The sequence below is a fragment of the Janthinobacterium algoris genome (assembly GCF_051380935.1).
GTDB lineage: Bacteria > Pseudomonadota > Gammaproteobacteria > Burkholderiales > Burkholderiaceae_D > Janthinobacterium.
The window spans coordinates 377389-399282 of sequence record NZ_JBNYXZ010000002.1 but is presented as its reverse complement, the minus strand read 5'-3'; the positions used below and the strand labels follow the sequence as shown (position 1 = coordinate 399282).

The following is a 21894-nucleotide window of genomic DNA, read 5'->3' as shown; positions in this document are numbered from 1 at the left end:
TCCTTATTTCTGAACCAGGTATTCAGGCGAGGCCATGGCCAGGAAAATGGCCAGGTGCACGCGGTTGGTTTTCGCCGTCGTCACTTGCGCGGCATTGCTGCCGCTGGCTGCGGGAATCGCGATGCTGCTCACAGCCGAGACGATCTTGCTGCGTAGCCGGGACGACATATTGCCCGACATCAACAGCAAGTTGACCCGCTCCAGCAAGGCGGCCGGCTGGTCGGCCAGAGCCAGTTCGGCCGAGTAGTCGGCCCGCACGGCACGGCTTTCCGCCACGCCGCCGCGGATGGCGTCCTGCATGAAGTTCAGGTAACCGGTGACGGACGGCTCCGACGTGATCTGCATTTCCGGCGCCACCAGGCCGGCCGTCGCCAGCGCCGAATTGGGCGGCACGTAGGAGGGACGGAAGTAGTTGAAGACCGATGGCGCGTTCATGGGATTCTGGCCCAAGCCGGAGAGTGGGTCGCTCAGGTAATAGATGCGGTACTGCAAGGCGGCATCCTTGGCGTTAAACGCGCGCATCCAGTTGCCCAAACGCACAAGCGGTTCGCGCAGTTTGCCCGTGCGCAGGCTGGTGCCCGCTGGCGCCAGCGCGTCGGGGTCCAGCAGCACGGCGCGGATCACGGCTTGCATGTCGCCGCGCACGCCCGAGCCATTATTGGCAAAGGCGGCCGCGACCCGGCCCACATAGGCCGGGCTGGGATTGCTGCTGACCAGGCGCTGGATCAGCTGGCGGCCAAAAAACGGGCCCGCATTCGGATGGTTGAACAGGGTGTCGAGGGCCAGCGCCATGTCCGCTTCGCCGCCGCCAGCGCCCGCCGCGCTCACGCCGAGGAAGCGTTTTTCGCTGGTGGAGTGAAACGCCGCATAGTTCTGCATCGGTTTCCAGTCGCGGTCCGGATCGGCCACGCTGCCATAAAAACGGTTCGCGGCCTGGTCCGGCCCGGCCCAGCTCCAGCCCGTAAATACTTTCGCCAGGCCGCTCACATCGTCGCGTGTGTAGGTGTCGATGGGTTTGCCGCCGGACAATTTCAATGAGCCATCTGTGTTCAGCTGGTACAGGCCGATGGTAAATAACTGCATGACTTCGCGCGCGAAATTTTCGTCGGGCGTGCGCGTGGCCGCTTCCTTCTGGTTGCGCAGGTGCGACAGGTACAGACCCATCATCGGATGGCTGGCCACGCCCTGCAGCAAGGTGCGGAAGTTGCCGAACGCCTGTTGCCCCAGCATATCGTAATAGCTGGCGACGCCCCGCGTTTGCGGCCACACGGCCTCGTTTTGCGTAGAGACGACGAAGATTTCAGACAGGGCAAAGGCTACGCGCTGGCGCAACTGGTCATCGCCGCGCACGGCCTGCTGCCAGAACGACTCATAAAAGTCGTTTGGCACGGCCTTGGTGGCCACCGCGCCCGCAGCGGAATATTTGGCATCGATATATTTGCGGTGCAAGGTTTGCGGCTTGGAAAACTGCGCGCGGAACCAGACATCGCTATCGCTGGCGGCCAGCGCATCGATGGCTGCCATGTCCGGGCCGAACGTGGCGCGGCCCAGGAAGCGCGACGCTTCCGGGCGCGTAAAGGTGGCCGTCTGCTTGGCAGGCGGCGTGGTCAGGGGCGGCGGCGGAATGGTATCGCCAGGCGACGTGCCGGGAGCGGTGATCGCTGGCGGCACGACCGAAACGTCCGGGTTCTGGGTAGAGCCGGTCTTGCTGTCGCCGCCACCGCCACCGCCGCAGGCGGCAAGCAGACTGAGCAATGTGATGGACAGTAAGCGGCGCAAAGTAGGGTGCGTCATTTAGTTTCTTTCAGGCAATTAAAATCTGACCTGTTAATTGTAGGGCTTGCTTACCAAAATCCCGTTTTCAATTAAGTATTTGCATGTTGACTACGTTTATTTTTAATGGACGTTAGCGTGTTATTGAGGCTATTTATAGTGAGGTAGGGCGAAGTTTGTTATTTGAAAATGAAAAATATTTTTTACTGATGACGCGCACTGTGGCGGATAGGCGACGTAATCATTCCAGCCGATTAAGCTTGTTTGAAAGCTTATCTTGACAAGGAAACGCGCTACGCCGGAAACGATGGTTTTTACGCTATCGGCGAAACGCCGTTCGTCATTACCCCGTCCGTGCCCTGCGCTTGGCCGGCATGGCCCTTGCGTGAGGAAGGCATGGGGCCCTCCGTCTTTCATCGGAGCCAGCCATGAGCAACCGTCTGAAATGAAAAACGCCGCCTGATCTGCATCAGGCGGCGTTCATGACCACTGTCTAAGGAAGGGCGACGTTTTTAAACGTTCTCATCCAATTTGACGCAGTCGACGAAGTAACCACGCTTGCCATCGACTTCGCGTTTCACGAGGCCATGCACATCCGTCTCGAAGCCGGGGAAGCGCTCGTTGAAGTCACGCGCGAAGCGCAGGTAGTCGACGATGGTCTTGTTGAAGCGCTCGCCCGGGATCAAGAGCGGAATGCCCGGTGGATACGGCGTCAGTAGGATGGACGTGATGCGCCCTTCCAGTTCGTCGATGGCCACGCGCTCGATTTCACGGTGCGCCATTTTGGCGAACGCGTCCGACGGCTTCATGGCCGGGATCATGTCCGACAGGTACATTTCCGTCGTCAGGCGGGCCACGTCGTAAGCCTTGTAGAAATCGTGGATTTGCTGGCACAGGTCGCGCAAGCCCATTTTTTCATAGCGTGGGTTGGCCGCCGCGAATTCCGGCAGGATGCGCCACATCGGCTGGTTCTTGTCGTAGTCGTCCTTGAACTGCTGCAAGGCCGTCAACAGGGTATTCCAGCGGCCCTTGGTGATGCCGATGGTAAACATGATGAAGAATGAGTACAGGCCGCATTTTTCAATGATGACGCCGTGCTCGGCCAGGTATTTGGTGACGATGGACGCGGGAATGCCCGTTTCGCCGAACTGGCCGTCCAGCGACAGGCCCGGGTTGACGATGGTCGCCTTGATCGGGTCGAGCATGTTGAAGCCCGGAGCCAGGTCGCCAAAGCCGTGCCAGTCATCCTCGGCGCGTATCATCCAGTCTTCCTGCTGGCCCATGCCTTCGTCGTTGAAGGTGGCCGGACCCCACACCTGGAACCACCAGTCCTGGCCCCACTCCTGGTCGATTTTTTTCATGGCGCGGCGGAAATCAAGCGCTTCCATGATCGATTCTTCCACCAGGGCGGTGCCGCCCGGCGCTTCCATCATGGCCGCGGCCACATCGCACGAAGCGATGATCGAGTATTGCGGCGAAGTCGAGGTGTGCATCAGGTAAGCCTCGTTGAAGGCGTCCTGGTCCAGCTTGACCGTGTCCGATTCGCGCACGAGGATTTGCGAAGCCTGCGACAGGCCGGCCAGCAATTTGTGCGTGGACTGGGTCGAGAAGATCATCGATTCCTTGGCGCGCGGACGGTCCTTGCCGATGGCGTGCATATTCTTGTAGAAATCGTGGAAGGTGGCGTGCGGCAGCCATGCTTCATCGAAGTGCAAGGTGTCGATCTTGCCGTCCAGCATTTCGCGCAAGGTTTCCACGTTGTAGATCACGCCATCGTAGGTCGATTGCGTGATGGTCAGGATGCGCGGTTTCTTGTTCTTCGCTTCGCGCGCGAACGGATTCGCTTCAATCTTGCGGGCAATGCTTTCCGGCGTGAATTCATGCAGCGGGATAGGACCGATGATGCCCAGGTGATTGCGCGTCGGCATCAGAAACACGGGAATCGCGCCGCACATGATGATCGAATGCAAGATCGACTTGTGGCAGTTGCGGTCGACGACGACGATGTCGCCCGGCGCCACGGTCGAATGCCACACCATCTTGTTCGAGGTCGAGGTGCCATTGGTGACAAAATAGCAATGGTCGGCATTGAAGATGCGCGCCGCATTGCGCTCGGACGCGGCGACAGGGCCTGTATGGTCGAGCAGCTGGCCCAGTTCTTCGACGGCATTGCAGACGTCGGCGCGCAGCATGTTTTCACCGAAGAACTGGTGGAACATCTGGCCGATCGGCGACTTCAGGAATGCCACGCCGCCCGAGTGGCCGGGGCAATGCCACGAGTAGGAACCGTCGTTGGCGTAGTGCACCAGCGCGCGGAAGAATGGCGGCGACAGGCCGTCCAGGTAAGATTTCGCTTCGCGGATGATGTGGCGCGCGACGAATTCCGGCGTATCTTCGAACATGTGGATGAAACCGTGCAGTTCGCGCAGGATATCGTTGGGGATATGGCGCGAAGTGCGTGTTTCGCCGTACAGATAAATAGGGATGTCGGCATTCTTGTAGCGGATTTCCTCGACGAAGGCGCGCAGGGACTTGAGCGCGTGGTCCGTTTCCTCGATGGAACCGGCGCCGAACTCTTCATCGTCGATCGACAGCACGAAGGCCGACGCGCGCGATTGCTGCTGGGCAAATTGCGACAAATCGCCGTAGCTGGTCACGCCCAGCACTTCCATGCCTTCTTTTTCCATTGCGGCGGCAAGGGCGCGAATGCCCAGGCCGGACGTATTTTCAGAACGGAAATCCTCGTCAATGATGACGATGGGGAAACGAAATTTCATGCATGTCTCCAAAAAAGCAAGCCGCCCCTGACATAATGAAGGGGCGGACTAGGGCGCGACTTCAGGCGGTCGTGAAACCCGGCAGCCGCAGAAAAAAAATAAGAACGGGATTCTCGCAGAAATGCGGCGTCTGCGGGAAAAAAATATCGTAGCAAAGCGTCACGAGCTTGCGCTAGCGTGACGCAACGGTGTGACAGGGGTATTACAGCAACATTCTGTCCGAATCCATATCAACCTTATCAGGCTTTGCGTTGCAGCGTGACAAAGGCGTAAGGCAGGCCGGATTTCTCCGATACATGCGCTTCGCGCGCGGTTTCTTGCCACACGGCATGGTCAACGGCGGGGAAAAAGGCATCGCAGTCAAACGTCTGGCCGATTTCCGTGATGATCAAACGGGCCGTCAATGGCAGTGCTTGCCGGTAGATCTCGGCGCCGCCGATGACATAGCCTTCGGCACCATCGAGCAGGGCGATGGCCGCTTCCACCGACGACACCGCTTCCACGCCCTCATGGCGCCAGTCGGCATTGCGCGTGATGACGATGTTGCGGCGGTTCGGCAGCGGACGGCCGATGGAATCGAAGGTCTTGCGGCCCATGAGGATGGGGTGGCCCGTCGTCAGGCGCTTGAAGTGCGCCAGGTCTTCCGGCAATTTCCACGGCAGGGTGTTGTTGATGCCGATGCCGCCTTGCTGGTCGGTGGCGACGATAATGGTCAAATGGCTCATTGGTTCTGTGAAAGTGGTGGGGGCATGGCCCGATGCCCGTCATTATCGTTGAAATTGCCCATGGCCTCCAGATGCGCGCGCATGGCTTGCGCCAGCGCGCCTGGTGCTTCCAGCGGAATCATGTGGCCGGTGTTGTCTTTTAGTAAGTGCAAGGTGGCTTGTGGCATGCGGGCTGCCATGGCGCGCAGATCGTCAGGATTGACGAGCTTGTCGTCTTCGGCGCCCACGATCAGTACGGGAAAATCGAGTTCCGGCAAGCGCGCCATCAGATCGGGGCGGTTGATGGTGGTGATGAATTGCGCCAGCAGCACGTCCTTGCCCAGGTCCAGTCCCATCTGCTGGATCAGTCCGGTGATGGCGACATCGTCCAGGTGCGATGGATGCAGCAGTTCGCGCAGGCGCTGGCGCGTGATGCCCGCATACGCATTGCGCTCAAGCATGGCGACGATGCGCTGGCGTGCCGCGATTTCCGCCGGCAGCAAGCCTTGGGCTGAATTGGCGATCAAAGTCAAAGACTTTACGCGCTGCGGGTGCGCCAGCGCGTGTTCGAGCGCCAGGTAGGCGCCCAGGGAGAAGCCCACCAGATGGGCTTGCGGAGCGCTGCAGCTGGCAATCATCGATTGCATCTGCGCGCGCGTGCGCGCCTGATGCAAGGGCACGTGCTGCACATGAAAGGCCTCGCCCATGGCAGGCGCCAGGCGCGACCACAGGCGCGCATCGCACAGGGTGCCGGGAATGCAGTCGAGGCGCGTGGTGCCTTCAGTGGTGCATTCAGGCAAGGTCGAGCCAGGAGTCGTATCGCTCATGCTAGTGAATTTTTTTGTCGAGCGGCATTATCCGTCATTTTGCGCATCCGGGCCGCAGCATGGTATTTTCCGTATGGCATTATTTTCAATAGTGCGCGGCTGGCAAGCAAGAACTTTATGGTAGGCTCATGGCTCATCAAGCCGGGGTACCGGCGGCGTGACCTGGAACACCGAATGCAACCCCCCACATTATAAAGAGGAATTATCATGGCGATCAGTTTGCAAAAAGGCGGCAATGTCAACCTGAGCAAGGAAGCTCCTGGCTTGAAGAAAATCGTGATTGGCCTGGGTTGGGACCCGCGCGCCACCGATGGTGCCGCTTTCGACCTGGACGGCAGCGCCTTCCTGCTGAAAACTGACGGCAAGGCCCGTTCCGACGCCGATTTCATTTTTTACAACAATTTGAAGTCGGTTGACGGTTCCATCGTCCACGCGGGCGACAACACCACGGGCGGTGGCGATGGCGATGACGAAAAAATCGCCGTCGACTTGGCCAACGTGCCCGCCGACATCGACAAGATTTCCGTGGCCGTCACGATCCACGACGCGGAAAACCGCAAGCAGAACTTCGGCATGGTCGGCAAGGCCTACATCCGCTGCCTGAACGGTGACAACGGCACGGAAATCGCCCGCTACGACCTGTCGGAAGACGGCTCGACGGAAGCGGCCATGATCTTCGGCGAAATCTACCGCGCCGGCAGCGAATGGAAATTCAAGGCGATTGGCCAAGGCTTCAAAGGCGGCTTAGGCCCACTGGCACGTTCGTTTGGTATTAACGCTTAAGAGCTCCGGAAAACGGCCCATGGCGGCGTTGCGCCGCCATGCACGTTCTGTACTATTCGTACTGTCTTCGGACGACGCGCCTTGCCCTGAGCCGTTGTCCGAAGCTCCCACACGTGAAGTTCCATGGAAAACCTGATCAAGGGGCAGCGCCTGGCGCTGTCCAGCTTCGTCACGGGCAATATTGTGCAGCTGGGTCTGGCCAGTACCGGCGTGCCGCTGGACTTCGCCTGTTTCGGCCTCGATGCCACCGGTAAATTGTCCGACGAGCGCTACATGACTTTCTTTAACCAGCCGCGCACGCCATGCGGCGGCGTGGAAACCTCGGCGCCGCCCGGCGATGCGGCCGGTTTCAGCTATCAGCTCGAGCGCTTGCCGGCCTCCATCGAACGCCTGGTCGTCACGGCCGCCATCGATGGCGCGGCCACCATGGCGCAGCTGGGCAGCGGCTACCTGCGTTTGCTCGACGGCGGATACGAACTGGCCCGCTTTACATTTGCCGGGTCTGATTTTGCGCAAGAAAAAGCCGTCATGCTGGGCGAGTTCTACCGCAAGGACGGCGGCTGGCGCTGCATGGCCGTGGGCCAGGGTTTCAATGGCGGCCTGGACGCGCTGGTCGCGCATTTCGGCGGCGAAGTGGCGCAGGCGGTCGCTGAACCCGTGCCGTCAGCCAAGATTTGCTTGTCGAAAATATCACTGACCAAGGCGGGCCAGACGCACAAGGTGTCGCTGGAAAAGGGCGCGGGCGCGCCGAGCAAACTCACCGTCAAGGCCACCTGGCTCGATAACGGCGATGGCGACGATGATAACGACGATCTCGATTTGCGGGTCGGCATCCTTTTGCCGAATGGCCAGATGCGCTTCATCCAGGCGCCCGATACGCCCGGCAGCTTCGACGCCATGCCGTATGTGCGCCACCTGGGCGATGTGGCGGGCGCGGCGGGCAAGGAGCCGGCCACGGAAACGGTGGAAGTCAATCCTGCGCTGGCGCAACATTACGGCGGCACGGTGGGCCTGCTCTTCAGCGTGTATTCGGCGCTGGCCAACGGCGCCGTCTCCGTGGCGTCCATGCGGCCTAAAATGGTCATGCAATATGGCGAGCAGATCGTCGAGTGTGCGTTTGACTTCCGCCTGTCCAAGGCGGCCGAGGACGACACGGTCTACACCTATGTGATCGGCATGGCGCGCATCACGCCCGATAGCATCATCCTGGAGCCGTCCGGCAAGACGTCCGAGCCCGGCAGCGAAGCGACGCCGTGGCTGAGCTGGCAGGGCGAGAGCCTGCAGCTGGCCTTTAACGGTCCCGTCGTCTTCAAGGGTGAGGACAAGGAAGATGAAGATGATTTCAATGCGGACAATCCGCGCCGCTATATCGCTTAGGAGACACGGATGGAAACCTTGAACAAGGGTCAGCGCTTGCCGCTGGCCCATCTCGTTCCCGATGGCGTGCTGGAAATCGGCGTCGCCGCGCAGGGATTGGTGCTCGATGTGGCGTGCTTCGGGCTTGACGCCAGCGGCAAACTGTCCGACGAGCGCTACATGACCTTTTTCAACCAGCCGCGCACGCCGTGCGGCGGCGTGGAAGCGCGTGCTGGCGGCGGTGGCGACATGGCCGCATTTGCCTTCCAACTGGCGCGCTTGCCGGCCAATATCGACCGCCTCGTCGTGACGGGGTCCATCGATGGCGATGGCGTGATGTCGCAGCTGCAATCCGGCCATGTGCGCCTGCAGGCGGGCGGGCGCGAACTGGCCCGCTTTCCTTTTTCCGGGTCTGATTTTGCGCAAGAAAAAGCCGTCATGCTGCTTGAACTCTACCGCAAGGATGGCGGCTGGCGCTGCATGGCCGTGGGCCAGGGTTTCAATGGCGGCCTGGACGCGCTGGTGGCGCATTTCGGCGGCGAAGTCGACCAGGCCGCGCCAGCCGCTCCTGCGGCGGCCCCGGCGGCTTCGGCAATCCAGCAGGCGAAGATCAACCTGGAAAAGCGCGTCGAACGCGAGGCGCCGCAACTGGTCAGCCTGGTCAAGCAGGCCGGCGTGTCGCTGCAAAAAGTCGGCTTGCTTGACCACCGTGCCAAGGTCTGTCTGTGCCTGGATATTTCCGGCTCCATGGGACGGCTGTACAAGGAGGGGCTGGTGCAGCGCTTTGCCGAGCGCATCCTGGCCCTGGGCTGCAAGTTCGACGACGATGGCGAAATCGATGTTTTCCTGTTCGGCAAAAACGTCCACCATCCGGCGCCCATGGCCTTGAGTAATTGCAACACTTATGTGGGGCAAGCGATCATGCGTCACCCGTTGGAAGGCGACACGCGCTACGGTGCCGCCATGCAGGCGATCCGCGCGTTTTACTTCCCCGACGCGGCCGGCGGCGAGCGCACGCGGCCCGTCACCGCCGAGCTGCCCGTGTACGTGATGTTTGTCACCGATGGCGGGACCAGCGACCAGGCGACAACGGAAAAACAGTTGCGCTGGGCCAGTAACGAGCCCATCTTCTGGCAATTCATGGGCATCGGTAAGGGACGCAAATCGAAAAGCAAGTTCCTCGCCGCCTTTGCCGATTCAGACTTTCCCTTCCTGGAAAAACTCGATGAATTGCAGGGCCGGCTGGTCGACAACGCCAATTACTTTTCCGTCAGCTCGCCCGATGAGCACAGCGATGCGGAACTGTATGATTTATTGATGACGGAATATCCGGGCTGGCTGAAACTGGCGCGGGGGCAGGGCTTGCTGAACTGATCGTTCTGCGATGTTAGTTGCTGAGCTTGATGGTAATCGTGGTGCCTGCTTCTGGCAGCAAGAAGCGCGCCTTGTCGTAGCTGGGCGGACCCATCAGTGAACGCGCGTCGTTGCTGCTGCCCGTGGGTTCGCTGGGAATCTTGAAAAAGTTGCTGTCCATCTTGCCATTCGCATTCACGTCCTGGAAGACGGCGACAGCGTATTCGCCCGCAGGCAATTTATCCAAGTGCAGCTGGACGGTGCTGCCGTTGGCTGGCACGGTGGCCTGCTGCAGGGGGTTCGAGAGGAAATGCGCGGCCGAATGGTAAATGGCCGCTTTGACTGTGCCTGCACCGGGCTGGACATTGTTGACGGTCACGAGCAGGTCGGCGGCGCAGGCCAGTCCTGCGGTTGGCAGCAGCAGTGCGATGCACCAAGGTATGATACTTTTCATTTTACCTCCTTCGGTTGATCTTATATGGACAGCAAGCGGCGCAATTCAGTGACATGCGCCTGGTAGGCGGCGCGTCCTTGCGCAGTGGCATGAATACGGGTTTGCGGTTTCTTGCCAACGAACTGCTTTTCGAGCGTCACATAGCCTGCGCGTGCCAGTGTGTCCAGGTGCGCCCCCAGATTGCCGTCGCTTGCCTCGGTCAGCGCTTTCAGGCGCACGAACTCGATGCTTTCATTTACTTGTAATACATTCAGGGCAGTCATGATGCGCAAGCGCGTGCTCTGATGGATGATGTCGTCCAGGCCAGCCATGATGTTCTCCTCAGGCAGCGCGGCGCAGCCAGGTGCCGCCAAGCAGCAATCCGCCCCCCGCCAGCAGCGCCATGGCCAGATCAAACCAGGGGGCGAGAAAATGGTAGGCGATGAAAGTCAGCACGCAAATGCTGGCGCCCAATATCGTCCACCGCAGGCCATGCCAGAGGCCGGCCAGCATATACACGAGCATGAACAAGCTGGTCCAGAACACGGAGATGGCGCCGGGCCGGTGCACGATGAAAGTCGACACCATGATGCCGAAGGCGACGAGGATGGCCATGGCCAGCCAGATGCGCCGGTCGTCCGGCTGGCTGGCGGTTTTTTGCCGGCTCAGCAGATACGCCGTACCGAGCATGCCCAGCGCATCGGCAATCAGCCAGCAATATCCGCTGTGTGCCGGTGCCAGATAGCTGCCCAGATAGGCGCAGAACCAGACCACGCCCCACAACTGGACAATGACTCCTGAGCGCCAATAGCGCAAATATTGTTCACTGCGCGTCTGGGTTTGCTCCACTTCCTGCAGGGATTGTTGGACTTGTTGCGGGTTCAGCATCTTGTTCTCTTGGTTGACTCTGTAATGCAGAGTACTCTATATGCGAGATATTTTTTCGTCAAGCGTTTTGTTTTGCCCTCAAGCGTATGAGGCTGTACGACCACAAGTGCAAGAGATTTGTAAATTGAAGTAAATAACAATGGTTCGCATTTGCTTTGCTCAAGGGAGTCGTGGCATGCTTTCACTGTGCCCTGACATATGCCCTCACGCCGCGGCGTAGTGCCTCATCCGTAGCGTCTCGATTATTTTTTAGCCAAATGCATAAACTCTTTTTTCATTGCCTGGCGGGTAGCAGCCTGCTGCTTGCCGGCACCGCTGTCCAGGCGCAAACTGTCACCGGCGACGCCGTCGTCAAGCCCGCACCAGCACCAGTATCGGCCAAGGCGCCCGCCGTCGATGCGCCGCCATCCGTCAGCGTCACGGCCGAACGTCCCACGGGCCGCATCGACCGGCAAGTCTACGACGTGAAGTCCGACGTGGGCAGCAGCAATGGCACGGCGGCCGATGCCTTGAACAATGTGCCGTCGGTGGCCGTCGATCCCGACGGTTCCGTGTCCTTGCGCGGCAGCAGCAATGTGCAGATATTGATCGATGGCAAGCCATCGGCCATGCTGCAGGGCGATTCGCGCGGCGCCACTCTGAACGCCATGGCGGCCGACGATATCGAATCGGTGGAAGTGATCAACAATCCCGGCGCCCAGTTCGGCAACGAAGCCGGTGGCGGCCCGATCTTGAACCTGGTCATGCGGCGCAACCGCAAGCCGGGCGGCTTTGCCACCGTGAATGCGAATGCGGGCATCGCCGGGCGCTATAACAGTGCCGTCTCAGGCAGCTACAACGAAGGGCCCTGGGGCTACCAAGGCGGCATCAATGTGCGCCACGATGGCCGCAATTCCGTGGGCGAGGTCAGCCGCGAGCGCCTGGAGCGCGGCACTGGTGCTTTCGCTCCCAGCAGCCAGCAGTCCAGCAGCAATGGCTTGAATGACTCGCTGGGCTTGCACGGCACCGTGAATTACAACCTGAACGCCAACGATACCCTGGCCGCCAGCGTGTCGTATAACGGCCGCAGCAACGACCAGCGCTCGCTCGACCGCTACATCAATGGTGACAGCACGGGCAGCACCATAGTCGACTATGTGCGCAGCACCGTGCGCAATGGCGACAGCCGCAATGGCAGCTGGGGCGCGCGCTACGACCACAAGGGAGAATTGCCGGGCGAAACCCTGAAGATCGACCTGCGCGTGTCCTCCTCGAGCAACGAGAGCGACAGCGATTACGCGAATACTTATGCGATTGCGCCCGTGAATGCCTTCGACAGCCGTGCGCGCCAGCACAGCGAGACGGGCAACCGCATCATCGACTTCAGCGGCGATTACGAGCGTCCGCTGGCGGGCGGCACGGCCAAGCTGGGCTATAAGGTGGCCGATAACCAGAGCAGCTTCGACACCCTGTACACGGACATCAATCCGGGCAGTCTGGTCGAGAGCGTCAACCCCATGCGCAGCAACCGTTTCGAACTCGACGAGCGCACCATCGCGCTGTACGGTTCCTACCAGATGCGTTTGACCGAGCGCTGGGGCGCATTGGCCGGTTTGCGCGCCGAGTACACGGATGTGAACGTGCGCCAGATCACGGGCGGCATCGAGGCGGGCAACAATTACGTCAACTACATTCCCAGCCTGTTCGCCACGTATAAGGTCAGCGACGAGAGCAATGTGCGCTTCAGCTATGCGCACCGCATCCGCCGCCCGAGCGCGGGCGACCTGAACCCTTATGTAGTCTACCGCGACGAATTCAATGTGTCGGCCGGCAATCCCAAGCTGAAACCCACGCAGACGGACTCGTTCGAGATCGGTTATGAAACGAAGATCGCGGGCCTGGAAAGCAGCTTGCGCGCCTATCACCGACGCGATACGGACGCCATCGTCGATTACCGTTATTTCATCAGCGATAACGTGTTGCTGACCACGCGCGAAAACGGCGCAGGCAGCCATTCTAGCGGCCTGGAGTTCAGCGTCAGCGGCAAGCTGACGCCATCCTTGACCCTGAATACGAGCGGCAACCTGGCGCGCAGCCAGCAGACCAGCTCGGACGACCTGGGCAACCGCAGCACGCGCACGGCGAATGCCCTGAGCGGCCGCGCGCGCTTGAACTACCAGTTTGATGCGGCCAACCAGCTGCAACTGGCGCTGCAAATGCAAGGCAAGATGCTGTCGGGACAGGGCTACCGCTCGCCGAACAATACCTTGAACATGAGTTGGCGCCACACGGTGACGCCGCAATTGAGCCTGGTCATGAATGTGACCGATGTGTTCAGCAGCAACAAGATGGAAACCGTCATCAATAGCGCTTCCCTGCGCGAGACGAGCACGCGGCGCTTCGATGGACGCATGATTTATGTGGGTCTATCGTACCGCCTGGGCGGCGCCACCTCGGCGGCGAAAGAGGGCGAGCGCGAGCCACGCTTCGGTCCGCCGGGCGGACGCGGGCCAGGTGGTCCAGGCGGCCCCGGCCCGGGCGGGCTGGGAGGCGAGCCAGGCTAGGCCGCTGTCGCGATCTCGTTCAGGAAGTCGATGAAACCGTCCGCATGGCGCTCGAAGCGCCATGCGCCCATGCCATGTTCGGCATGATACACGGGGGCGTCGCCATCGGTGACGTCGCCGAGGTCCAGGCAATACGGATCGGCGCCCGCATCGGCGATCACCAGATACTGTTCCGGCCAGCCGGCGATGGTTGCACCGCTGACGGGATTCCAGGCGTAACCGTGTTGGGCCTTGGCCAGTTCGGCCGCGCCGTACAGGCTTAAACCCTGGAAATACTGTGGACTGTCGATAAACACCCGCAGCGGCGAATGGCAAGCCAGAAAGCGCCGGTAGTGCTCCGGCAAGGTCCAGCGCTGCGCGATGCCGGCCATGTCGTCGGCGCTGGCGATGGCCAGCCAGTTCGATGGCTGCGCCAGGTCCTGCTCCTGCTCCTGCTCCTGCTCCTTCTTGCGTCTGGCTGCCAGCTTATTCTCCAGCCTGGCCGCGGCTTTTTCCAGTGGCGTGCGCGGATCATCGAGCGCCGCATGCGTAATGGGCGCCGCATGGCCTGCGCCATCCGGGTTGCCATCGCGCTGCCAGGCCAGCACATCGGCCAGCCGTAATTGCTCTGCCTTCCAGTGGCCGGGATCGTAGGGCAAACCCGCATCGAAAGGCTGGCGGCTGAAGACGGCCAGGCTCTTGATGGCCTTGGCCCGCACATTCAGCGGGCTGGTGTCGGCAGCGGCCAGGGCCACCAGTGGCGCATAGGCCGCCTTGCCTATGCTTTTCAGCATGCAGTCGATGGCCCGGTACGTCATTTCGGGTTGCTCCAATGCCCATGCAAAAAATGCCGTATGCTCATCGGCTTCCGCCAACTGCACGATATCGCTCATCAGGAAGGCGCGCCAGTGCAGCAGTTGGCCTTCCCTGGCGTAGGCGATCAGAATGGCGAGCACGGCTTGCCGCTCGTTGGCAGCATGATTTTTCAGCAGCCGGTCTTTTAGCCGGGAAAACTTACTGCCATCCGTTTCGTCAAACAGCTTGCGGTGCAGGGCGGCCAGTGGTGCGACCGCCATCAGACGGCCATCGCGGCCTTGATGGGCGCGTGATGTTCATAGCCTTCCAGCGAGAAATCCGACGGTTCGATCTTTTCCAGCCATTCCGGCTCGTACTTGCCCGTCTTGGCGTAGTCGGGCACGCGGTCGGAAATGACGAAACGCGGTGCGGGGAAGGGCGTGCGCTTCAATTGTTCTTCCACCATCTCGAGGTGGTTTTCATAGATGTGCGCGTCGCCGATGAAGTAGGTGAACCAGCGCGGCGTGTAGCCCGTCAGGCGCGCCACCAGGTGCAGCAGGGCCGCGCCTTCGGCGATGTTGAAGGGCGTGCCCAGGCCGATATCGTTGCTGCGCACATATAAACACAGGGAAATTTCGCGCGTGCTGGCGTTCGGGATGAACTGATACAGCAAATGGCAGGCGGGCAGGGCGACGGCGTCCAGCACGGCCGGGTTCCAGCCGTGGAACAGGATGCGGCGGCTGCCCGGGTTATGCATGATGGTGTCGAGGCACTCGCGCAACTGGTCGACCGCCTTGTACAGCAAGACTTTTTGCACACCGTCTTCAACGATGGGGGCAACCAGCGTGAAACCGTTGGCTTGCGCGTCAGCAATCTGCGCCGGCTGGTCGGCGGCTAGCAGTTTATATGCGGGCCATTGCCGCCATTGCACGCCATACACGGGGCCCAGGTCATCCTCGCCTTCGCGGTAGGGGTTGGCCAGCCATTGCGCATTTTCGTTGGCGTTCTGGTCCCATACCTTGCAGCCCAGCGCGCGGAACTCGGCCGCGTTGCGCGAGGCGCGCAGGAAGGCGCACAATTCACCGATCACGGATTTGAAAGCCAGTTTCTTGGTTGTCACGGCAGGGAAGTTGCCGTTGGCCAAGTCGAAACGCATCATGGCGCCGGGCACGCTCAGGGTACGGATGCCCGTGCGGTTGTCTTGCCAGCTGCCTGTTTCGAGCACGGTCTTGATCAAATCTTGATATTGCTGCATGTATTTCTCCAACGGTAAGGATGCTGATTGTAACGCAGGCGCGACAGGCGGGCTGCCGTCCGCACACATAAATGCGCTGCCGTTTCACCTGTAAACATGACTCTGTGGTAATTTGTGTGTCCTTGAAGAAATACACAGAAACGGCAGATGCTGCACCATGTTCTTGCGACAATTTGTAAATAATAGTAACGCCGCCGTGGTGGAGATGAGCAGGACCGACTTTCTGAAGGCCAATCTGCGCCTGATCCTGGCCTGGCCCTTGCTGGGGCTGGTCCTGTGCGCGGTGTTGTGGACGGCGACCTTGCTGCAACTGGAGGCGGAAAAAAAGGTGGCGCAGCAGCAGGCGCTCGACAGCGTGTCTTCGCTGTCGAAAGCGTATGGACAGTATTTGCTGCGCACCCTGGAACAGATGGACCAGCTCACCTTGCAGCTCAAGTATGAGTGGGAAAATTCGCGCGGCCGGCTGCGCCTCGATCAATTGAAGACGCAGGGCATGTATGCCTTGCCGCAATTTGCCATCGTTGCCATCCTCGATCGCAAGGGCCACCCCGTGACGGCCACGGCGCCGCTGCAGCGCCTGCGGGTCAACGAGCGCAGCGATTTCCTGCTGCGCCACTGGCGCAGCAATTCCAGCGCGCTGCGCATCGCGCTGGGGAGGGTCATCGAGGCGGCCCCGGCAACCCCCGGCGCGGACGAAAGTCTCGTGCATTTCACGCGCCGACTGGAAGACGAGGATGGCAATTTTGACGGCGTGCTACTCATTTCCCTCCATTCCAGCTATTTTTCCGAATTCTACAACAGCGTCAATTTCGGCAAGTTCGGCATGTCCGCCATGGTAGGCGACGAGGGCGAGCTGTTCAGCACGCGCCTCGGTTCGCGCGTCCTGCCCATGCAGAGTGGCCAGGACACGCCGTTTCTCGACACCAGCATCCTGGAATCGGAGAGCGGCGCCATGCATTCGGGCGGCAGGATCGCTTTTTCCGACAAGCAAAGCCGCTATGTAGGCTGGCAAGCGTTGAAAGCCTATCCGTTTACGGCCGTGGTCGGTCTGTCGGACGGCGAAATGCTGCGCCCCTACGAGGAAACGCGCACCATATATATCGGCATCGCGCTGGCCGTCACCGTGCTGTTGCTGGCCTTTGCCGCCGTTGCCACCGTACTGTCGCTGCGCCTGGCGTGGCGCCATCACCAGTCCGAAGGGGTGCGCAACGCCTATCGCATGGCTACCGAAGGCACCAGCGACGGCTTTTACATCATTGCTGCCCTGCGCGGCGAGGATGGCAGCATCCTCGACTTCGAGATTGTTGACTGCAACGAGCCGGGCGCCGGCTATTTCGGTGTGCGCCGCGAGCAGCTGCTGGGCATGCGCTTGCAGTCGCGTGCCCACGAACCGTATTTCCGCGACCTGATCCATCATTACCGGGCCGCCATGCAGTCCGGCTTTTCCGAGGAAGAGATCGAGTTGCCGGAAGGTAACCCGTTCAAACTACGCTGGATACGCCGTCGCCTGGTGCGCAGCGGCGACCGCCTGGCCGTCACCCTGCAAGACATCAGCACGGCCAAGGAGCACGAGCGCGACTTGCGCCGCCTGGCCAATGAAGACGGCTTGACGGGCTTGCCCAACCGCTACTGGCTGCAGCAATTCCTGCCCGGCGCCCTGGGGCGCGCCGCCATCGCGCGGCAGATGCTGGCGCTGCTGTTCATCGACCTCGACGGTTTCAAGGATATCAACGACACGCAGGGTCACGCCGAGGGCGACAAGGTGCTGCGCGCTGCCTCGCTGCGCCTGAAGGCCGTGCTGCGGCCGGGCGACCATGTGGTGCGCCTGGGCGGCGATGAATTTGTCGTCGTGCTTGATCCGGTGGAAGACGATAGCCGGGCGGAACAAGTGGCGCAGCGCATCGCCATCGCCTTCGACGAACCGTTTTACCTGGGCAGCGAACGCCACAAGATGGGCGCTTCGATCGGTATCAGCCTGTATCCGCGCGATGGCGCCGAGACGGAAGTGTTGCTGAAGAACGCCGATATCGCCATGTACGCCGTGAAAGTGGCGGGCAAGGGCCATCACCGCTTCTTCCAGCCCGAATTGTTCGAGACCATCCGCAACCGCCGCGAACTGGAGCAAAGCCTGGTGGCGGCGCTGGAGCAGGACCAGTTTCTTGTCGTCTACCAGCCGCGCGTCGACGCCATGAGCGGGCAGCTGTGCAGCATGGAGGCGCTGGTGCGCTGGCAGCATCCGCAGCATGGCATGGTGCCGCCGCTGGAATTCATACCCGTGGCCGAGAGCAGCGGCCTGATTTCGCAGCTGGGCGAAGTCGTCATCGAGAAGGTGTGCCTGCAAATGGCGCGCTGGCAGGCCAGCGGGCTGGAACTGGTGCCCGTGTCCATCAACGTCTCGGCACGCCAGTTCGGCCGTGGCGACGTGCACCAGGTGCTGGCGTCCGCGCTGGCGCGCCACTGCATCGATGCGCGGCTGATCGAGGTGGAAATCACGGAATCGGCCATGATGGATGAACAGAACCGCGCCGTGGAGCAACTGTCGGCCATCCGCGCGCTGGGCGTGCGCCTGCTGGTCGACGATTTCGGCACCGGCTATTCTTCGCTGTCGCAGTTGCAGAAATTCGCCATGGATGGCTTGAAGATCGACCGCGCTTTCACCATGGAACTGGGCCGCTCGGAGCAGGGCGAGGTCTTCGTGCGCGCCATCCTGTCGATGGCGCATGCGCTGGGCATGAGCGTGGTGGCCGAAGGGGTGGAGACGCGCGAGCAGCTCGATATCCTGCGCGCGCTGCAATGCAACGAAGTCCAAGGCTATTTCATTTCGCGCCCCGTGCCGGCCGAACAGATGCTGGCGCTGATGCACCAGCGCTTTCTGATACCGCTTCCAGCCCCCGTGCTGCCTCCCTACAGCCCCGTGATTGGCGAGGAAAACAACGCAGTTTCATAAAAAGAGCGAACGTTCGCTTTTTTCTAAAAAATATTATATGCTTCGCTCATGCCGTCAGTGGATTGGAGTTCACGGCGGCAAGAAAAGTGCAAGACGGGGCAGCTTGAGATGCCCGCGATAGTGTGCCGAAGACAATTTCATATAATAAAGAGAGACTAACTTGAAACATAAATATCTGCCCCTCCTGATCGTTGCCGCGTTCGCCGGCATCTCTTCCACCGCACAAGCATCGGGCTACCGTTTTGGCTCGCAAAGCGTGTCCGCCCAGGGCACGGCCGATGCCAGCGGCGCTGAAGCGGCCGACGCGTCGACCATTTTCTACAACCCGGCCGGCATGTCGCGCCTGGAAGGCACGCAGTTTGTGGGCGGCGGCACTTTGGTGGTACCGCATTCGACCTACACGGATTCGGGTTCGAAGCCATTCTTCCCGGGCAATCGCACGCCTTACGCGGCAACCAAGGACTACGCGCCGGACGCCGTGGTTGCGCCTGCGCTGTACGCCAGCAAGAAAATCAATGATCAGTGGACCGTCGGCGCGGGCCTGTTCGTACCGTATGGCGCCAAGCTCGATTACGGCAATGACTGGTATGGCCGCTACGCGATCACCAATATCAAGCTCGAAGCGATCGCCTTGAATCCTTCCGTGTCGTTCAAGCTGGACCAGCATCACTCGTTCGGTTTCGGTGTTACGGCTGAATACATGAAGGCGGAACTGGGCCAGGGCGTGGATGTGCCCGGTTCGGTTGCTTTCCTGGGCAAGTTTGCGCCTAGCGCATCACAGGCATTCCTGGCCAATATCGCCAAGACCCAGGGCCTGGCTGCAGCGCAAGCTGCCGGCGCGGCACTGCAGGGTCAAATCAAGGATGGCCACGCCTCGATGGACGGCCACGACTGGGGCTTTGGCTTCAACCTCGGCTATCTGTACCAGCTGAACGAAGGCACGCGTTTCGGTATTTCCTACCGTTCGTCGATTTCGCACAAGCTCAAGGGCAGCACCATCTGGGACTTCTCGCAAGTGACGAGCAATCCAGCCGTGAACGCTTTCATTGCCAAGGCATCGAACAAGGTCAATTCCGAAGCGCTGGTGGAATTGCGCACGCCGGAAACCCTGTCGGTCAACGCCTTCCATCAGATGGATGATCGTTGGGCCTTGATGGGCGACGTCACCTGGACCCGCACTTCGCGCCTGCAGAACCTGGACATCCAGTTCCCGCCGACGGCCGAAGGCGCTGAGCGCATTCGCCAGAACTGGAAAGACACTTACCGCGTCTCGCTGGGCACCAATTACAAGTACAGCGAAAACCTGCTGTTGCGCGCCGGTATCGCGCATGACCAGGCCCCGGTCCGCAGCGCCGAGCTGCGCCACCCAGCCTTGCCGGACAGCGACCGCATGCAGTACTCGATCGGCGCGAACTGGAAGCTGAACGCCAATTCCTCGCTCGACCTGGCTTACAGCTACATAGACTTCAAGAATGCTGATGTCAATTACACAAACGACTGCTCGCCGGTCAAGACGGGCTGCACCGGCAACGGTGAAACCACCAAGGGCCTGTTCAAGACCCGCATGCAGTTGATCGGTCTCGCTTATAACTACAAGTTCTAAGCAGGTAGTGGCGGCCAACCCGGCCGCCATGCAATGAAAAAAGCGCCTTCGGGCGCTTTTTTTGCTGGATCATGACTGTGGTGGTGTTGGCCTGCGCCTATCATGGCTTGTCGCGCATGGCCTGATTCAGCAGGGTCAAGGCCAGCCGCACGGTGTCGTCCGGCAGTTCCAGCAACTGATCTCCCACATACCATTCGACCACGCTGTGCCCGGGCAGGGCTGCGTGGCTGGCGCGGCTGAACAGCCAGATGCCGTGGTCTGTGGCCACCTGGTTGCGGATGGCGATGGCCCGCTCGCGCGAGACGGGCAAGTGCAAGTGCAGCATGTTGGCCTGCGGCTGGGCAGGGTTGACGGCAATCGCCGGATAGTCGCGCAGCAGCGCGTACAGCCACTGTGTGCGTTCGAAATAGCGGGGCATGGCGGCGAGGCGTGCATCGAATTGCATGGCGGCGGCCACCACGTAGGGTGTGCGGTGGACAATGTTGCCGCCCTGGCGGTGGAACCATGCGCGCGCCCGTTCGACAAACGGGCGGCTGCCGGCCAGCATGGCGCCACCGAGGCCGCCGATGCCCTTGTACAGCGAGACATACACGGAATCAAAACCGTCGCAGATGGCGTGCAAGGGCTGGCCAAAACCCGCTTGCGCTTCCCACAGGCGCGCACCGTCCATGTGCAGGTGGATGTTGTGCTCGCGGCAGTACCGCTTGAGTTCGCTCAACTCATCCCACGACGGGCATTGGCCGCCGATTTCGCGCATCGGCAATTCGACCTGCGCGGCACCCAGCGCATCGGGTACGGCGCGCAAGTCGTCGACCGTCCACGGACGGTGCGGGTCACCGATCATCAAACCCTTGAAGTGCTCGAGCAATTCATGGTTGCCACGCTCGTGGCGCAGGATATGCGACGTCGGATGCAGCGCCACCAGCGAGGAACCCCGGCCCTGGCAGGCCAGGCGCAAGGCCGTCACCTGCGTCATGGTGCCCGTGATGCAGAACACGGCAGCCTCGAAGCCGAGCAGGCTGGCGATCTTGTTCTCGAACTGCTCGATCAGCGCGCCTTCGCCATAGGTGTCGTGCGCGATGTCGTTGGCGTCGCACCAGGCGGCCATGGCGGTGAAAGTGGCTGCTGGCGTGGGCTGGCGGTGGCCCGGCAAGACGGTATGGCAGCGCTGGCGAAGTTCAAGTTCGTTCACGGTAGTTCCTTACAGGGTAGCCGTGGCCAGTTTCGCACCAAAGCCGATAAACATGGCACCCACGCCGCCGCCCATGCCGGCCGACAGGCGGCGACGGCGGCGGAAGGTCTCGGCCAGGCGCGCGCCCACAAAGATGATGGCCGTCAGATAGGTAAAGCTGATCACCTGGCAGATCAGGCCCAGGCCGATGAAGGACAGCACGGGATTCGGGAAGGCCGGGTCGACAAACTGGATGAAGAAGGAAATGAAGAACAAAATGGCCTTCGGGTTCATCAGGCTGATGATCAGGGCCTTGCGGAACGGATCGCTTTCCTTGACCGGGCTTGGGGCCGCAGGCGTTTCGCCGTCGGCCGGTGCGGGCGCGCGCAGCTTGCGCCAGCAGCCGATCAGCATTTGCAGGCCGATCCAGCCCAGGTAGGCCGCGCCGATGTATTTCACCACGTAGAACAGGGCCGGGCTGGCTTTCAGCAACGAGGCCACGCCGCAGGCCGACAGGACCATCAAGATCAGGTCGCCCGCGAAAATGCCGAAGGCGCCCTGGTAGGCGGGCCGCACGCCCCGTTGTGCCGCCACCGACAGCACGTACATGGAATTGGGGCCGGGCAGGATGACGATGAAGATGGTCCCTAGTAAAAAGGTCCAGAAATCGGTGATGCCCAGGTTGGCGTGGAAAAGTGCGTTCATGA

General features: G+C 61.0%; 17 protein-coding genes. 6 read left to right on the top strand and 11 right to left on the bottom strand.

Features of this window, described 5'->3' with window-relative positions; all coding sequences use genetic code 11:
• Nucleotides 1-3: 3 nt before the first annotated feature.
• The 4 genes from ACQ4W7_RS04690 to ACQ4W7_RS04675 form a co-directional block, all read right to left on the bottom strand.
• A complete protein-coding gene (locus ACQ4W7_RS04690) occupies nt 4-1794 on the bottom strand; it encodes a DUF1800 domain-containing protein (RefSeq protein ID WP_436528810.1) in 1791 nt (596 codons plus the stop codon).
• A gap of 491 nt (nt 1795-2285) precedes the next feature.
• Complete coding sequence (locus ACQ4W7_RS04685) at nt 2286-4550, bottom strand: Orn/Lys/Arg family decarboxylase (protein ID WP_426073678.1); 2265 nt, start codon at nt 4548-4550, stop codon at nt 2286-2288.
• A gap of 239 nt (nt 4551-4789) precedes the next feature.
• Nucleotides 4790-5275: a dihydrofolate reductase gene (locus ACQ4W7_RS04680; protein WP_436528808.1), complete on the bottom strand. Its 486-nt coding sequence runs from the start codon at nt 5273-5275 to the stop codon at nt 4790-4792.
• Entirely contained in the window at nt 5272-6081 is an 810-nt protein-coding gene (locus ACQ4W7_RS04675) for an alpha/beta fold hydrolase (RefSeq protein WP_436528806.1), read from the bottom strand. The genes ACQ4W7_RS04680 and ACQ4W7_RS04675 overlap by 4 nt, the downstream gene beginning before the upstream one ends.
• A 207-nt stretch (nt 6082-6288) precedes the next feature.
• Between ACQ4W7_RS04675 and ACQ4W7_RS04670 the strand changes: the two genes are divergently transcribed.
• From ACQ4W7_RS04670 to ACQ4W7_RS04660, 3 genes are all read left to right on the top strand, one after another.
• Nucleotides 6289-6864 (top strand): TerD family protein, encoded by a 576-nt coding sequence (locus ACQ4W7_RS04670; RefSeq protein ID WP_426073675.1) that lies wholly within the window; start codon nt 6289-6291, stop codon nt 6862-6864.
• A gap of 123 nt (nt 6865-6987) precedes the next feature.
• A complete protein-coding gene (locus tag ACQ4W7_RS04665; protein ID WP_436528804.1) occupies nt 6988-8241 on the top strand; it encodes a TerD family protein in 1254 nt (417 codons plus the stop codon).
• Between the two features lie 9 nt (nt 8242-8250).
• Nucleotides 8251-9594 carry a VWA domain-containing protein gene (locus tag ACQ4W7_RS04660; protein ID WP_436528802.1) on the top strand — a complete coding sequence of 448 codons (1344 nt, stop codon included), beginning with the start codon at nt 8251-8253 and terminating at the stop codon, nt 9592-9594.
• A 13-nt stretch (nt 9595-9607) separates the two neighbouring features.
• Here the strand turns inward: ACQ4W7_RS04660 and ACQ4W7_RS04655 are convergent, their stop codons facing one another.
• From ACQ4W7_RS04655 to ACQ4W7_RS04645, 3 genes are read right to left on the bottom strand one after another with little or no spacing between them, the layout of a single operon-like run.
• On the bottom strand, nt 9608-10027 hold the full coding sequence (locus ACQ4W7_RS04655; RefSeq protein WP_436528800.1) for a DUF2141 domain-containing protein: 420 nt from the start codon (nt 10025-10027) through the stop codon (nt 9608-9610).
• Nucleotides 10028-10047: 20 nt separating this feature from the next.
• On the bottom strand, nt 10048-10338 hold the full coding sequence (locus tag ACQ4W7_RS04650) for a winged helix-turn-helix domain-containing protein (RefSeq protein ID WP_426073672.1): 291 nt from the start codon (nt 10336-10338) through the stop codon (nt 10048-10050).
• A gap of 10 nt (nt 10339-10348) precedes the next feature.
• Nucleotides 10349-10894 (bottom strand): hypothetical protein, encoded by a 546-nt coding sequence (locus ACQ4W7_RS04645; RefSeq protein ID WP_426073671.1) that lies wholly within the window; start codon nt 10892-10894, stop codon nt 10349-10351.
• 257 nt (nt 10895-11151) lie between these two features.
• On the opposite strand from ACQ4W7_RS04645, the gene ACQ4W7_RS04640 reads away from it, so the two are divergent.
• Nucleotides 11152-13437, top strand: coding sequence for a TonB-dependent receptor domain-containing protein (locus ACQ4W7_RS04640; RefSeq protein ID WP_436528797.1), 2286 nt, complete (start codon nt 11152-11154; stop codon nt 13435-13437).
• Here ACQ4W7_RS04640 and ACQ4W7_RS04635 read toward each other — a convergent pair.
• Nucleotides 13434-14492 carry an SMI1/KNR4 family protein gene (locus tag ACQ4W7_RS04635; protein ID WP_436528795.1) on the bottom strand — a complete coding sequence of 353 codons (1059 nt, stop codon included), beginning with the start codon at nt 14490-14492 and terminating at the stop codon, nt 13434-13436. The genes ACQ4W7_RS04640 and ACQ4W7_RS04635 overlap by 4 nt on opposite strands.
• Nucleotides 14492-15466 carry a thymidylate synthase gene (locus tag ACQ4W7_RS04630; RefSeq protein WP_426073668.1) on the bottom strand — a complete coding sequence of 325 codons (975 nt, stop codon included), beginning with the start codon at nt 15464-15466 and terminating at the stop codon, nt 14492-14494. Before ACQ4W7_RS04630 ends, ACQ4W7_RS04635 begins: the two co-directional genes overlap by 1 nt.
• 205 nt (nt 15467-15671) lie before the next feature.
• Here ACQ4W7_RS04630 and ACQ4W7_RS04625 point away from each other — a divergent pair, with 205 nt between their 5' ends.
• Both ACQ4W7_RS04625 and ACQ4W7_RS04620 read left to right on the top strand, forming a co-directional pair.
• Nucleotides 15672-18413, top strand: a complete 2742-nt coding sequence (locus tag ACQ4W7_RS04625) for a bifunctional diguanylate cyclase/phosphodiesterase (protein WP_426073667.1) — start codon at nt 15672-15674, stop codon at nt 18411-18413.
• Between the two features lie 160 nt (nt 18414-18573).
• The gene (locus ACQ4W7_RS04620; RefSeq protein WP_436528792.1) at nt 18574-20016 is read left to right on the top strand and encodes an OmpP1/FadL family transporter; all 1443 of its coding nucleotides are present in this window, start codon (nt 18574-18576) and stop codon (nt 20014-20016) included.
• Nucleotides 20017-20116: 100 nt separating this feature from the next.
• Here ACQ4W7_RS04620 and ACQ4W7_RS04615 read toward each other — a convergent pair whose 3' ends face one another.
• Both ACQ4W7_RS04615 and leuE read right to left on the bottom strand, forming a co-directional pair.
• Nucleotides 20117-21208, bottom strand: coding sequence for a threonine aldolase family protein (locus ACQ4W7_RS04615; protein WP_436528790.1), 1092 nt, complete (start codon nt 21206-21208; stop codon nt 20117-20119).
• A gap of 9 nt (nt 21209-21217) precedes the next feature.
• The gene (gene leuE / locus ACQ4W7_RS04610; protein ID WP_426073664.1) at nt 21218-21892 is read right to left on the bottom strand and encodes a leucine efflux protein LeuE; all 675 of its coding nucleotides are present in this window, start codon (nt 21890-21892) and stop codon (nt 21218-21220) included.
• Between the last annotated feature and the right edge of the window lie 2 nt (nt 21893-21894).

Bases quoted from the DNA above. Each gene is read 5' to 3' on its own strand.
- ACQ4W7_RS04685 (WP_426073678.1), bottom strand. From the start codon at position 4,550: ATGAAATTTCGTTTCCCCATCGTCATCATTGACGAGGATTTCCGTTCT.
- ACQ4W7_RS04680 (WP_436528808.1), bottom strand. From the start codon at position 5,275: ATGAGCCATTTGACCATTATCGTCGCCACCGACCAGCAAGGCGGCATC.
- ACQ4W7_RS04660 (WP_436528802.1), top strand. From the start codon at position 8,251: ATGGAAACCTTGAACAAGGGTCAGCGCTTGCCGCTGGCCCATCTCGTT.
- ACQ4W7_RS04635 (WP_436528795.1), bottom strand. From the start codon at position 14,492: ATGGCGGTCGCACCACTGGCCGCCCTGCACCGCAAGCTGTTTGACGAA.
- ACQ4W7_RS04630 (WP_426073668.1), bottom strand. From the start codon at position 15,466: ATGCAGCAATATCAAGATTTGATCAAGACCGTGCTCGAAACAGGCAGC.
- ACQ4W7_RS04645 (WP_426073671.1), bottom strand. From the start codon at position 10,894: ATGCTGAACCCGCAACAAGTCCAACAATCCCTGCAGGAAGTGGAGCAA.
- leuE (WP_426073664.1), bottom strand. From the start codon at position 21,892: ATGAACGCACTTTTCCACGCCAACCTGGGCATCACCGATTTCTGGACC.
- ACQ4W7_RS04640 (WP_436528797.1), top strand. From the start codon at position 11,152: ATGCATAAACTCTTTTTTCATTGCCTGGCGGGTAGCAGCCTGCTGCTT.
- ACQ4W7_RS04675 (WP_436528806.1), bottom strand. From the start codon at position 6,081: ATGAGCGATACGACTCCTGGCTCGACCTTGCCTGAATGCACCACTGAA.
- ACQ4W7_RS04665 (WP_436528804.1), top strand. From the start codon at position 6,988: ATGGAAAACCTGATCAAGGGGCAGCGCCTGGCGCTGTCCAGCTTCGTC.
- ACQ4W7_RS04655 (WP_436528800.1), bottom strand. From the start codon at position 10,027: ATGAAAAGTATCATACCTTGGTGCATCGCACTGCTGCTGCCAACCGCA.
- ACQ4W7_RS04690 (WP_436528810.1), bottom strand. From the start codon at position 1,794: ATGACGCACCCTACTTTGCGCCGCTTACTGTCCATCACATTGCTCAGT.
- ACQ4W7_RS04625 (WP_426073667.1), top strand. From the start codon at position 15,672: ATGAGCAGGACCGACTTTCTGAAGGCCAATCTGCGCCTGATCCTGGCC.
- ACQ4W7_RS04650 (WP_426073672.1), bottom strand. From the start codon at position 10,338: ATGGCTGGCCTGGACGACATCATCCATCAGAGCACGCGCTTGCGCATC.
- ACQ4W7_RS04670 (WP_426073675.1), top strand. From the start codon at position 6,289: ATGGCGATCAGTTTGCAAAAAGGCGGCAATGTCAACCTGAGCAAGGAA.